Origin of the sequence: Mesorhizobium sp. 2RAF45, from assembly GCF_052115225.1 — a bacterium.
GTDB lineage: Bacteria > Pseudomonadota > Alphaproteobacteria > Rhizobiales > Rhizobiaceae > Mesorhizobium > Mesorhizobium jarvisii.
On sequence record NZ_JBFRGG010000007.1, the window covers coordinates 78231 to 91127 of the forward strand.

8 protein-coding genes are annotated in these 12897 nt (G+C 66.1%); 6 read left to right on the forward strand and 2 right to left on the reverse strand.

Going from position 1 to position 12897, the window contains the following annotated elements; translation table 11 throughout:
- Positions 1-50 precede the first annotated feature (50 nt).
- The 6 genes from AB4Z43_RS19730 (at position 51) to AB4Z43_RS19755 (ending at position 9955) form a co-directional block, all read left to right on the forward strand.
- A complete protein-coding gene (locus AB4Z43_RS19730; RefSeq protein ID WP_441938770.1) occupies positions 51-1622 on the forward strand; it encodes a phytoene desaturase family protein in 1572 nt (523 codons plus the stop codon).
- Entirely contained in the window at positions 1622-2104 is a 483-nt protein-coding gene (locus tag AB4Z43_RS19735; protein ID WP_441938771.1) for a MarR family winged helix-turn-helix transcriptional regulator, read from the forward strand. The genes AB4Z43_RS19730 and AB4Z43_RS19735 overlap by 1 nt, the downstream gene beginning before the upstream one ends.
- A gap of 44 nt (positions 2105-2148) precedes the next feature.
- Positions 2149-4302 carry a thiamine pyrophosphate-dependent enzyme gene (locus AB4Z43_RS19740; RefSeq protein WP_441938772.1) on the forward strand — a complete coding sequence of 718 codons (2154 nt, stop codon included), beginning with the start codon at positions 2149-2151 and terminating at the stop codon, positions 4300-4302.
- Positions 4295-5878 (forward strand): indolepyruvate oxidoreductase subunit beta family protein, encoded by a 1584-nt coding sequence (locus AB4Z43_RS19745; protein WP_441938773.1) that lies wholly within the window; start codon positions 4295-4297, stop codon positions 5876-5878. The genes AB4Z43_RS19740 and AB4Z43_RS19745 overlap by 8 nt, the downstream gene beginning before the upstream one ends.
- 268 nt (positions 5879-6146) lie before the next feature.
- Positions 6147-9554 (forward strand): acyl-[ACP]--phospholipid O-acyltransferase, encoded by a 3408-nt coding sequence (locus AB4Z43_RS19750; RefSeq protein ID WP_441938774.1) that lies wholly within the window; start codon positions 6147-6149, stop codon positions 9552-9554.
- Positions 9555-9712: 158 nt separating this feature from the next.
- On the forward strand, positions 9713-9955 hold the full coding sequence (locus AB4Z43_RS19755; RefSeq protein ID WP_084791738.1) for a GCG_CRPN prefix-to-repeats domain-containing protein: 243 nt from the start codon (positions 9713-9715) through the stop codon (positions 9953-9955).
- Positions 9956-10041: 86 nt separating this feature from the next.
- On the opposite strand, the gene AB4Z43_RS19760 is transcribed toward AB4Z43_RS19755, so the two are convergent.
- Entirely contained in the window at positions 10042-11301 is a 1260-nt protein-coding gene (locus AB4Z43_RS19760) for a DUF1501 domain-containing protein (RefSeq protein WP_441938775.1), read from the reverse strand.
- Between the two features lie 39 nt (positions 11302-11340).
- Positions 11341-12816 (reverse strand): DUF1800 domain-containing protein, encoded by a 1476-nt coding sequence (locus AB4Z43_RS19765; protein ID WP_069090916.1) that lies wholly within the window; start codon positions 12814-12816, stop codon positions 11341-11343.
- Positions 12817-12897 lie beyond the last annotated feature (81 nt).

Sequence of the window (12897 nt, forward strand, 5' to 3'; positions counted from 1 at the left end):
GTGGGTCTTCGGGAGAAGATCATGCGCCCGACGGTCGAGAGCAACTGTCAATGAAAGCGCCCGATCACATCGTCGTCGGCAGCGGCATCAACGCGCTGGTCTGCGCGGCGATGCTTGGCGGCAAGGGTGCCAAGGTGCTCGTCCTCGAACGCAACGACCGCATCGGCGGCTGCATGCGCACCGAGGAGATCACCGCGCCCGGCTTCATCCACGATGTGATGGCGACGACCTTCGTGCTGTTCATCACCTCGCCGGCCTTTGCGGCATTGGGCGGCGACCTCGCCCGGCATGGGTTGGAGTTCTGCCACACCGGCAGGCCGACCGGCGTGCTGCGGCCGGACGGCAGCCATGCCGTGCTCAGCACCGACCGCGCCGCCAATGTCGCCGCCCTCAATGCGATCGCGGCGGGTGATGGCGACCGGCACGCCGACGATGTCGGCGGCATCGAACGCAATGCCGGCCTGCTGTTCGGCCTGCTCGGCGGCAGCCTGTGGTCCTATCCGACGGCCAAGCTTTTGGCCGGCGATGCCTGGCGGCGCGGCCCGCGCGGCCTTGCCGGCTTTCTCGGCGAGGCGCTGGCGCCGGCGCGCGGCTGGCTGGAAAGCACCTACCAGTCCGAGACCGTAAAGGCGCTGTGGGCGCCCTGGGTGCTGCATGCCGGGCTGGGACCGGAAGATGCCTTCTCCGGCCAGATCGCCAAGGTGATCGCTTTCGCGCTCGAAGCCGCGGGCGCCCCGATCGTCAAGGGCGGGGCAAAGAACCTGCTGTCGGCCTTCGAGGCATTGATCATCGAGCGCGGCGGTGTCATCTCCACCGAAGCCGACGTCGCCTCCATCATCCTGGCTGGTGGTCGCGCCACCGGTGTGCGGCTGGCCTCGGGCGAAACGGTCCATGCGAAGAAGAGCGTCATCTGCTCGGTGACGCCGACGCAGCTTTATGGCCGGCTGCTCGGCAATGAGGCTCCCAAAGCCGACGTCGAGGCAACGCGGAAATACCGCTATGGCAAAGGCAACTTCCAGATCCACTACGCCCTGGACAAGCCGCCGGCATGGCGCGGCGAAGGACTGGACAAGGTGGCGCTGCTGCATCTGACGCCGGGCCTGGATGGCGTGTCGAAAGCCTGCAACGAGGCGGTGCGCGGCTTGCTGCCGGAAGTGCCGACCATCTGCGTCGGCCAGCCGCATGCGCTCGACCCGTCGCGCTGTCCGGAGGGCAAGGCAATCCTGTGGCTGCAACTGCCAGAGGCGCCTCGCCACATCAAAGGCGATGCCGCCGGTAAGCTGCAGGCCCCGGCTGACGGGCAATGGACCGACGCGCTGCGCGAGGCCTATGCCGACCGCGCTGAAGCGATCCTCGCCAGCCATATCGATGGCTTCAAGGACAATGTCATTGCCCGCCGTGCCTATTCGCCTGCCGACCTCGAAGCGATGAACATCAATCTGGTCGGCGGCGATCCCTATGGCGGTTCCTCGACCATAGACCAGTCCTTCCTGTGGCGGCCGTTCAAGACCAGCCGCAACCACCAGACCGGCATAGAGGGGCTTTATCATATCGGCGCCTCGACCCACCCGGGCGCGGGTCTCGGCGGCGGTTCCGGCTTTCTCCTGGCGGGGAGGCTGTGATGGAGCAGAAGGTAGCAGAAAAGCGCCAGCGCATTTCGACGCTCGGCCAGATCGGCCTGCAGCAATTCGCGCCCTATCTGATGAACCGCATCATGGGCCGCTACAACGCCACCTTGCGCGACGATTTCCGCAAGCAGGGCCTGACCATTCCGCAGGTGCGCACGCTGGCCGTGCTGTCGGTCACCGATGGCGTCACCGTCAACGACCTCTCTGTCTATACGGTGATCGAGCAGTCAACCTTGAGCCGCACGCTGGACACGCTGGAGGGGCAAGGCTTCGTGCGGCGCGAGCAGGGCATCACCGACAGCCGCATCCGCCATGTCTTCCTTACCAACGAGGGCCGCGCCGAGTTCGCGCGCGCTTGGCCGGCCATGCATGACGCGTTCGAGGCGATGTTCGACGATATCGACGATGCTGAATATGCGGCACTCATCGCAACGCTTTTGAAGATGCTCAAGAACATTCGCAAGCACGACATCTAGACGTACGCGCCGCCGGCTCGCTGCGGCAAGGGAAGGAGGCGGAGATGGCCGAACGGTCTTTTGCCAAGGAAGTTGAAAAACTCAGGCTTGGCGCCGGCGAGGAATTTGCCGGCGAGGGCATCCTCGCCATCACCAAGGCGTTGCTGCAATGCGGCGTCGGCTATGTCGGCGGCTATCAGGGCGCGCCGATCAGCCATCTGATGGATGTGCTGGCCGACGCGCAGGACATTCTGGGCGAACTGGGCGTGCATTTCGAGGCGAGCGCCTCGGAAGCCACCGCCACCGCCATGCTGGCCGCCTCGGTGCATTACCCGATCCGTGGTGCCGCGACCTTCAAATCGACCGTCGGTACCAATGTCGCTTCCGACGCGCTCGCCAATCTTGCCTCCGGCGGCGTCACCGGCGGCGCGCTGATCATCGTCGGCGAGGATTACGGCGAAGGCTCCTCGATCATGCAGGAGCGTAGCCATGCCTTCGCCATGAAGAGCCAGGTCTGGCTGCTCGACCCGCGCCCGAATCTGCCGTCGATCGTCAAGGCGGTGGAGGACGGCTTCGAACTGTCCGAAATCTCCAACACGCCGGTCATGCTGCAGGTGCGCATCCGCTGCTGCCACGTCCACGGCCATTTCATTGCCAAGGACAACAAGCGCCCGCCCATGACGGTCGCCGATGCGCTGGAAGCGCCGCGCCGCGACACCGGCCGCATCGTGCTGCCGCCGGCCTCCTTCCTGCATGAGAAGGAGAAGGTGGCGAAGCGCTGGCCGGCCGCCGTCGATTTCATCGCCAAGAACAAGATCAACGAATTCTTCGGTTCGGATCACGGCTCGGTCGGTATCGTCATGCAGGGCGGCATGTACAATTCCGTCATCCGCGCCTTGCAGCGTCTCGGCCTTGCCGACACCTATGGCGAGACGGACGTGCCGCTCTACGTGCTCAACGCCGTCTATCCCTTGATCGACGACGAGTTCCTGTCCTTCTGCGAGGGCAAGCAAGCGGTGCTGGTCGTCGAGGAGGGCCAGCCCAATTACATCGAGCAGGCCTTCGCGGCGATGCTGCACAAGGCCGGGCGTGGCTCCAGGCTGGTCGGCAAGGAATATCTGCCGATGGCCGGAGAATATACCGGCCAGGTCATGCTCGACGGCATCGGTGCCTTCCTGCGCGCCGAGGCGCCGCATCTGCTTCCGGGTGAAGTGCGCGCGCCCAACAAGGTCGGCGACGGCGTCGACATCGCGGACCTGATCAATGTCGTGCCGGGCAGGCCGCCGGGCTTCTGCATCGGCTGTCCGGAGCGGCCGATCTTCGCCGCGACAAAGCTGGTCGAGCAGGAACTCGGCAAGCACCACATCGCGTCCGACATTGGCTGCCACCTGTTCTCGATCATGCCGCCCTTCGAGCTCGGCGCGACAACCATGGGCTATGGGCTGGGGCCGGCCTCTGCCTCGGCGTTCAATTCGCCCGACGCCAAGCGCCGCTCGATCTCCTTCGTCGGCGATGGCGGCTTCTGGCACAACGGCCTGACCTCCTCGATCGGCAATGCCGTGTTCAACAAGAATGACGGCGTCATCGTCATCGTCGACAATTTCTATTCGGCCGCCACCGGCGGGCAGGACATCCTGTCGTCGCGCGCGGGCAACAAGACCAAGTCGACAAAACATCCGATCACCGAAGCGGTGAAAGGCATGGGCGTCAAATGGCTGCGCCATGTCGACCGCACCTACGATGTCGGCAAAATGCAGGACACGTTGCGCGAGGCGCTGACGACGGAGGAGAAGGGGCCGAAGGTCATCGTCGCCTCGTCCGAATGCATGCTCAACCGGCAGCGCCGCGAAAAGCCGCTGGTCGACAAGGCGATCAAGGGGGGGGCGCGTGTCGTCAAACCGAAATTCGGTGTCGACGAGGACATCTGCACCGGCGACCACGCCTGCATGCGGTTGTCGGGCTGCCCGTCGCTGTCGGTGAAATCGCTTGACGATCCGCTGCGCGACGATCCGGTGGCATCGATCGACCAGAACTGCGTCGGCTGCGGCAATTGCGGTGAGGTCGCCGATGCCGCTGTGCTCTGCCCGTCCTTCTACCGCGCCGATGTCGTGCACAATCCGAGCCGCTGGGACCGCTTCCTGGAAAGCGCGCGTCGCGCGGTGATCAGCCTGCTGCAGCGCCGCCGCGAAAGCCGGCGCCTGACCTTCGCCGATGCTTGACGCTGTCCCGCCATTCCGCGCCAAGGCCGGCGCCCAGGACGACGAGCGCGTCATCAAGCTCGCCGTGCTGGCGGTCGGCGGCCAGGGCGGCGGCGTGCTGGCCGACTGGATCACCGATGTCGCCGAGCGCAATGGCTATGTCGCGCAATCGACCTCGGTCGCCGGCGTGGCGCAACGCACCGGCGCCACCATCTACTATGTCGAAATGGCCCGCGACACCGGCCGGCTGCCGGTCTTCGCGCTGTCGCCCTCGCAAGGCGATGTCGACATACTGATCGCCGCGGAGCTGATGGAGGCCGGCCGCGCCATCATCCGCGGTTTCGTCACGCCCGAACGCACCACGCTGATCGCTTCGTCGCACCGCATCGCCGCCGTGTCGGAAAAGATCGAGCCGGGCGACGGCCGGGCCTCGTCTTCCAAGGTGCATGCGACGGCCGAAGCCGCGTCGAAGCGCTTCATCGCTTTCGACATGGAAAAGATCGCCGCCGACAATGGTTCGATGATCTCGGCCAGCCTGCTTGGCGCGCTGGCGGGCTCGGACGCACTGCCATTCACCCGCGAGAGCTATGAGCAGGCGATCGGTGCCGGTGGCCGGGGCGTCAAGGCCAGCCTCGCCGCCTTTGGCGCCGCGTATGACCGCGCGCGCGGCACGGCCGCACCTGCGTCAAAGCTGGCAGAGCCGGCGATTGTCGAATCCGCCCTGGGGCGCGTCAGCGGCCCGCAAGGCCTCCTGCAGGGCTGGCAGGCGCTCGCCACCCGCGTCGACCTGATGCCCGTCGCCATCCGCGATATGGCGCTGCGGGGCCTGAGAAAGGTCGTCGACTATCAGGACATCGCCTATGGCGGCGAGTATCTTGACCGGCTCGACCGGGCTCTCGCGCTGGATGGCGCCGACCATTCCTATGCGCTGTCCATCGCCGCCGCCAAGCATATCGCCAACGCCCTTTGCTATGACGACATGATCCGCGTCGCCGATCTGAAAACACGTTCGACGCGCGACCGGCGCGTGCGCAAGGAAGTCGGCGTCAAGGACGGTTCGATCCTGCAGGTCACCGAATATTTCCATCCCCGCATCGAGGAGTTCTGCGGCACGATGCCGGCGGGGCTGGGCAGCTATATCGAGACCCGGCCGAAGCTCGCCGCCTTCCTCGACCGCCGCATCAACCATGGCCGCCGCATCCGCACGGACAGCTTCGCCGGCTTCGCCGCGCTCTGGTTCATCGGCGGCCTGCGCCGCTGGCGCCGCAGCCTGCTGCGCCACAAGGTCGAGATGACCCATCTCGATCGCTGGTACGCGCTGGCGCTCGCCCATGTGCCGGAGGACTATGCGCTCGCCGTCGAAATCCTCAACTGCCGCCGGCTGATCAAGGGCTACAGCGACACCCATCTCCGGGCGCAGTCGAAATTCGATCGCGTGCTCTCCGCGCTTGCCATGCTCAAGGGCCGCGACGATGCCGCCGAATGGATCCGCCGCCTGCGCGAGGCGGCCTTGAAGGACGAAAAAGGCGACATGCTCGACGGCGCGCTGAAGACAGTGGCGACGCTCGGGCCAGGTCCGGCAACCTTGGCGCCCTAACTTCGAGATACCAGAGACGTCACCGGTCCCGGGCTCCGTTTCCAGATACGATGAACGTCGTTCATTTTTTGCTTGAACAATGTTCAAGACGTGATAGAGTGCGCTTATGAACGATGTTCATTTCTGGCAGACCGGAAGCCACGATATGGACATCGGGCACTGTAAGGAAGTTTAACCAGCTCATGACTATCACTGAGCTTGAAACAGCGCCTGCAACCCGCAGGGCCTCCGGCGAATAGCCGCAGGGTTCCGCCAAATGGAAACCGCCATGAACACGCATCTGATGTTGTCCCGGCGCTTTGCGCCTCTGTTCTGGACGCAGTTCCTGTCCGCCTTCAACGACAATTTCCTCAAGAACACGCTGGTGTTCCTGATCCTCTTTACGCTGGCCGCCGGTCAGGCGGCTTCGCTGGTCACGCTCGCCGGGGCCGTCTTCATGGCCCCCTTTCTGCTCTTGTCCGCGCTTGGCGGTGAGATCGCCGACCGCTTCGACAAGGCCCTCATCGCCCGGCGGCTGAAATTTGCCGAGATTGCCGCCGCGGGTGTGTCTGTCGCCGGCATAGCGCTGTCGTCGATCCCGGTGCTGATGACGGCGCTGCTGATGTTCGGCATCATCTCGGCGCTGTTCGGGCCGATCAAATACGGCATCCTGCCCGATCACCTCGAGCGCAAGGAACTGCCCAAGGCCAACGCCTGGATCGAGTCGGCGACCTTCGCCGCCATCCTCGGCGGCACCATCGCCGGCGGCGTCGTCTCGGCCGACGGCATAGGCGTCACGGTCTTCGGGCCGATCATGATGGCCTTGGCCGTCGGTTGCTGGTTCGTCAGCCGCTACATCCCGCCAACGGGTTCGGCGGCACCTGACCTCGTCATCGACAGGAACATCTTCCGCTCGACCTGGCGCCAGGTCAGCGAGTTGCGGACCGACACGCGGATCTGGCGCGCCGGCCTGATGACGTCGTGGTTCTGGCTGATCGGCGCCATCGTGCTTTCGATCCTGCCGACCTTGATCAAGGATTCGCTCGGCGGCGACGAGATCGCCGTCACCGTCTATCTCGCCGTGTTCGCCGTCTCGATCGCCATCGGCTCGGCGATTGCCGCATGGATGTCGCAGGGGCGCATCGTGCTTCTGCCCGCACCGGTCGGCACGGCGCTGCTGGCGCTGTTCGGCCTGCATCTGGCCTGGACCATCTGGAGCATGCAGCCTTCGCCGAAGGCGGAAAGCCTCGCCCTGTTCTTCGCTGGCCAAAACACGATCCGTGTCGCGATCGACCTCGCCGGCATGGCCATCGCCAGCGCTTTCCTCGTGGTGCCGACCTTCGCCGCCGTGCAGGCCTGGTCGCCCGAGGCGCGTCGCGCCCGCGTCGTCGCCGCGGTCAGCATCGTCAATGCCGGCTTCATGACGGTCGGCGGCATCCTTGTCGCCGCGATCCAGACGAAAGTCTCCACCGGCGGCATCCTGTTCGGCCTGGCCGCGGCCAATGCCGTCGCCGCCTGGCTGATGCTGAAATTCCTGCCGACCAACGCCTTCCGCGATTTCGTGTCCATCCTGTTCCGCGCCTTCCTGCGCCTGGAAGTCGAGGGCATGGAGAACCTCAAGGCAGCCGGCAAGGCACCGATCCTGGCGCTCAACCATGTCAGCTTCCTCGACGGCCCGCTGGCGCTGACGCTGACCGACGAGGAGCCGGTCTTCGCCATCGACTACGCCATCGCGCAGGCCTGGTGGATGAAGCCGTTCATGAAGCTCGCCCGTGCTTTGCCGCTCAATCCGGCCAAGCCGATGTCGACCCGCACGCTGATCAAGATCGTGCAGGCCGGCGATCCGCTGGTCATCTTCCCCGAAGGCCGCATCACCGTCACCGGCGGGCTGATGAAGGTCTATGACGGCGCCGCCATGGTGGCGGACAAGACCGGCTCGATGGTCGTGCCGATCCGCATCGACGGGCTGGAGAAAAGCCCGTTTTCCCGGCTGACGTCGCAGCATGTGCGCCGCCGCCTGTTCCCGAAGGTCAAGGTGACCATTCTGGAGCCGGTCAAGCTGCAAGTGCCGCCGGAACTGAAGGGCCGCAAGCGCCGCGCCGCGGCGGGTTCGGCCCTCTATCAGGTCATGTCGGATCTCGTCTTCCGCACCCAGGACATCGACAGGACGGTGCTGGAGAAGATCATCCTGACGGCGAATGAACGCGGCATGAAACGGCTCGCCGTGCAGGATCCGGTCACCGGCTCGCTGAGCTATGGCAAGCTGCTGACGGCGGCCGCCGTGCTGGGCGAGAAATTCCAGAACCTTTATGCCGATCAGCAGACGCTCGGTATCATGCTGCCCAACGCCAACGGCTCATGTGCCACGCTGCTTGGCGTGATGTCGTCCGGAAAGGTGCCGGCGATGATCAACTTCACTGCAGGTGCCGCCAACATCCTTTCCGCCTGCAAGGCCGCTGAAGTGAAGACCGTGCTCACGTCCCGCGCGTTTGTCGAACAGGCCAAGCTTGGCGCGGTGGTCGAGGAGATCGGCCGGTCGGTCGACATCGTCTGGCTCGACGATCTGCGTGCAACCATCGGTCTCAAGGACAAGCTGCTTGGCCTGTTGCGCAAGTCGACGCCGCGCGCACCGCGCAAGCCTGACGACCCGGCGGTGATCCTGTTCACCTCCGGCTCGGAAGGCACGCCGAAGGGCGTCGTGCTCACCCATCGCAACATCCTGGCCAATGCCGCGCAGGCGGCCTCGCGCATCGACTTCCACTCGGGCGACAAGGTGTTCAACGTTTTGCCGATCTTCCATTCCTTCGGCATGACGGCTGGCACGGTGCTGCCGCTGATCTCGGGCGTGCCGGTCTATTTCTACCCGTCGCCGCTGCACTACCGCATCGTGCCGGAACTGATCTACGCATCCAACGCGACGATCATCTTCGGCACGGATACGTTCCTCAGCGGCTATGCCCGCACCGCGCATCCCTACGACTTCCGTTCGATACGCTATTGCTTTGCCGGCGCCGAACCGGTCAAGGCAGCCACGCGCATGACCTACATGGAGAAGTTCGGGGTGCGTATCCTCGAGGGCTACGGCGTGACCGAAGCGGCGCCGGTGATCGCCATCAACACGCCGATGTACAACAAGTCCGGCAGCGTCGGTAAAATCATGCCCGGCATGGAATACCGCCTGGATCCGGTACCCGGCGTCGATGAAGGCGGGCGTCTCTACGTGCGCGGCCCAAATGTCATGTCGGGCTATCTGCGCGCCGAGAAGCCGGGTGTGCTGGAACCGCTGGAGGACGGCTGGCATGACACCGGCGATGTCGTCTCGGTCGACGAGGGCGGCTTCATCACCATTCGCGGCCGCGCCAAGCGTTTCGCCAAGATCGGCGGCGAGATGATTTCGCTTGCCGCCGTCGAGGCGCTGGCGGGTGAAGTGTGGAAAGGCTCGTTGTCGGCCGTCGCTTCCGTGCCGGATGCGCGCAAGGGCGAGAAGCTCATTCTCATCACCGAGGCTTCCGGCGCCACACGCGCCGAATTCCTGGCCTTCGCCAAGGCCAATGGCGCCATGGACCTGATGGTGCCCGCCGAAGTGCGCGTCGTCCCGAAAGTACCGGTGCTCGGCTCCGGCAAGCTCGACTTCGCCGGCGTGACCAAACTGGTGCGGGGGCAGGATGCGCCGGCCGCCAAGGTCGAGGCCGCCTGATCGAGGCGACATGCTCGACGACGCCGCGCTGAAAGTCGCGGCGTCGCTTGGCAAGCAGTCTGCCCGCTAACGGATATGTGATCGGACCACTCACCCGGCATTCGGCCGGGTGAGTGGTATGTTGTCCTCGGGAATGTCAACCATGGAGGACACGATCCATGCTCACCAGATACATTCTGCCGATTGCCGCCGCCGCAGGCGCATTGATGCTGTCGAGTGTCGGCTCGCAGGCACTGCCCATGGCCAAGCCCAATGCCGCTCCGCTGCCGATAGAAAGCGTCGGCTGGAGATGCGGCCCTGGCTGGCACCTGAACCGATGGGGAAATTGCGTGCCCAATCATCGTCGCGTGATAATCCGGCCGATACATCATTGGCACCACCGCTGGCACCATCGCTGGTGATCACGGGGCGGATCGACACGGCGGCGGCTGCGAAGTGGCGTGGGCGCTCCCCCAAAGATGGCGCCCCGTGACGCCACCGGGCTTCTTCAAGCGATAAGATTCGGCATCGGCTTCACCGCCGCCGACTCCGGAAACACCTTGTCGGCGAGCACGGCGGCGGACAGGCCGAACTGGTCGGCGAGCAGGCCCTTCAGCACCGCCCTGACATCGCTGGTCGGCGCCAGGTCGCGTTGCTCGTAGAGTTGGGCCGGCTTCAAGCCCGGCCAGTCGGCGATGACACGACCGCCCTTGATCGCGCCGCCGGCGAGCAACACCACCGTGCCGGTGCCGTGATCGGTGCCGACCGAGCCATTGATCTGCGCCGTGCGCCCGAATTCGGTGATGGCGACGATCGCCGTGTCCTTCCAGCGCTCGCCGAGACCCTTCTCGAATTCCTCGAAGGCGCCGTCGAGGCCGCCGAGCAAGGTGGCGAGCCGGCCCGTGGCGCCGCCTTCGTTGACATGCGTGTCCCAGCCGTCGAAGGCAAGCGCGGCAACACGCGGCCCGTCATCGGCCGCGATCAGCTTGGCCGCACCTTGCGCTGCCTGCCGCATGCCGGCGGCGCTGCCGAGGCCGCCCTTTGGCCTTATCGCCCCACTCTTCGGCTTTGTCGTATTGCCGCCGATCTGGTCGTCGAGCGCCATGCGGTCGGCATCGAGGCCCTTTTGCAGGGCCACCGCCAGCACCGGGTCGCGATGCTGGTAGAGATCGAGAACCCGCTCCGCCAGGTCGCCGGCCGGCGGCGGCAGCGATTGCGGCGCCCAGCCGAGCACGGGGGCGGCGCCTCGGATCACCAGCGGCGTCGACGGTCCGACGGCCAAGCCGCCGAGCGTCGCCACGCGGTCGCCCGCCGGCAGGCTCTCCAGCGCCCGGTTGAGCCATCCGGTGGCGACGTGGCCCGGCCCGGCGAAACCGCTTTCCAGCACGTCCTGGCCGTCGAAATGCGAGCGCTCGCGATAGCCGGTCGCGGCCGCGTGCACCACCGCGGCCTGCTTGTCTTTGAACAGCCGCGCGAAGACCGGCATCGCCGGATTGACCGCGAAGAAGCCATCGAGCGGCAGCGCCGCGTGCGGGCCGGCGAGCGACAAAGCGATGTCGCCATGCAGGCCGGCATAGTCGGGGTCGCCGATCGGACCGACCGCCGACAGGCCGTCGAGCGCGCCGCGCAGCACGATGACGATCAGCCGCGGATCGCGATTGTCGGCGGCGCGGGCGAAGCGCGGCAGATAGGCCCAGGCAAACAGCGCGCCGCCGGTCATCAGCACGGCGCGGCGGGAAGGGTGAGGGGTTTTACACAGCAGGCTCATGACTTGGTCTCCATGTCGGCGCCGGACCTGTCGCTCGCGCTATCGTCTCTGGAATTCGGGCGCCATCAGCAGCAGCGCCAGGCCCTGCTGCTTGGACTCGGCGCGGGCGACCGCTTGCCGTGTTTCCGGCGAGGCGGAAGGACCGATGACGGCGTCGAGCATATCGTTGGGATTGCCGACGTCCTTGACCTGGCGGGCCGCCTGCCAGGCGATGTCGAGGCGGATCTTCATGCCTTCGGCCGAGGCCCAGCTGTCCGCGTGGTCGGAAAAGCCGTTCGGCCCTGGCGGCTGCCAGAGCGGCTCGCCCAGCGCATTGAGCCAGTTGAGCGACTGGCCGGGATCGTTCGCCGGACCCGGACCGGCCGCCCGGCGGATGGCGGCGATGTAGTCGAAGGGCGAGCGCATCTTGGCAAGCGGCGTCGACCATGCCTCCGGCATGTCGATGAGGGTCGCTGCCAAAGCCCTGAGATTGCCGTCGCTCTTGGCGAAAACCTTGGCCAGGCGCGCGACTGCCGCCGGCGGCGGGTCGTCGGCTATGAAATGACGAGCAAGTTCCGTGGCGATGTGCTGCGCCGTCGCCGGATGGCTGGCGATGTCGTTGAGTGCTGCCTCGGCCTGGCCCATGCCGGCGGCCGGATAGGTCTTGCCGAGCAGCACCGCATCGCCCGGCTCATGTGCATTGGCGTTGAAGACGGAACTGCCGGGCTCGCCAAGTCGACCTTCGCGCCCCGCCATCGTCCAGCCGGTCAGGATGCGCGCGAAGCTGGTGACATCGGCCTGGGTATAGCCGCTGCCGACGCCCAGCGTGTGCAGTTCCATGATCTCGCGGGCGAGGTTCTCGTTGAGGCCGCGCCGGCGGTTCTTGCCGGCGCGGGAGTCAGGGCCGATCGACTGCTGGTTGTCGAGATAGAACAGCATCGCCGGATGCCGCTCCACCGTCATCAGCATGTCGGCGAAACGGCCGAGCACGAAGGGGCGGATGGCTTCCCGCTCGAAGGCGCCGGCGCTCGCCCGCACGATGTTGTCCTTCGCCACGGAGACGCAGAAATGGTTCGACCAGAAATACACCAGGCGTTCGACAAAGCCTGCCTCGGCGCGAAAAGCCTTGTCGAGGCGCGCCTGGGCTTCGGCGCGAAACAGCGTGGCCTCGATTGGCGGCGCGGGTTTGGCCGGGGCCGTGGGCGGCGGAACAGGTTGGGCAGGCGCGACCCGTTCCGGCGTGGCCTGGGCGCTCGCCATTGCGGGCTGCGCCGTGGCTGCGGCCATGCGCTCAAGCTTGCGTTGGAAGTTTGCCGCCATGCTGGCCTGGATGGCCGGTGTGCTGCCCGGCAGGCTCGCATAGGTCGGATCGTCGAGCGAGATCAGGGCGATGTCGGGCTGCCGCAGTTCCGCCTTCAGATAGCCGCGCGGGTCGTGGGCCGCCCTGTCGCGGTCGCCGGGCCTTGCCCCGAGCCCGAAGCGGTTGAAAGCAACGAGCACTGGATCTGGCGGGGAATTTGCGGCGGGGATAGCCAAGTCAGCTCTCCATTGCTTGGGCTCCCCGCGCACGGCGCCGGAAGCCCGTTCGAGCCGTTTCGTGCCTGTTCAATTGAGGTC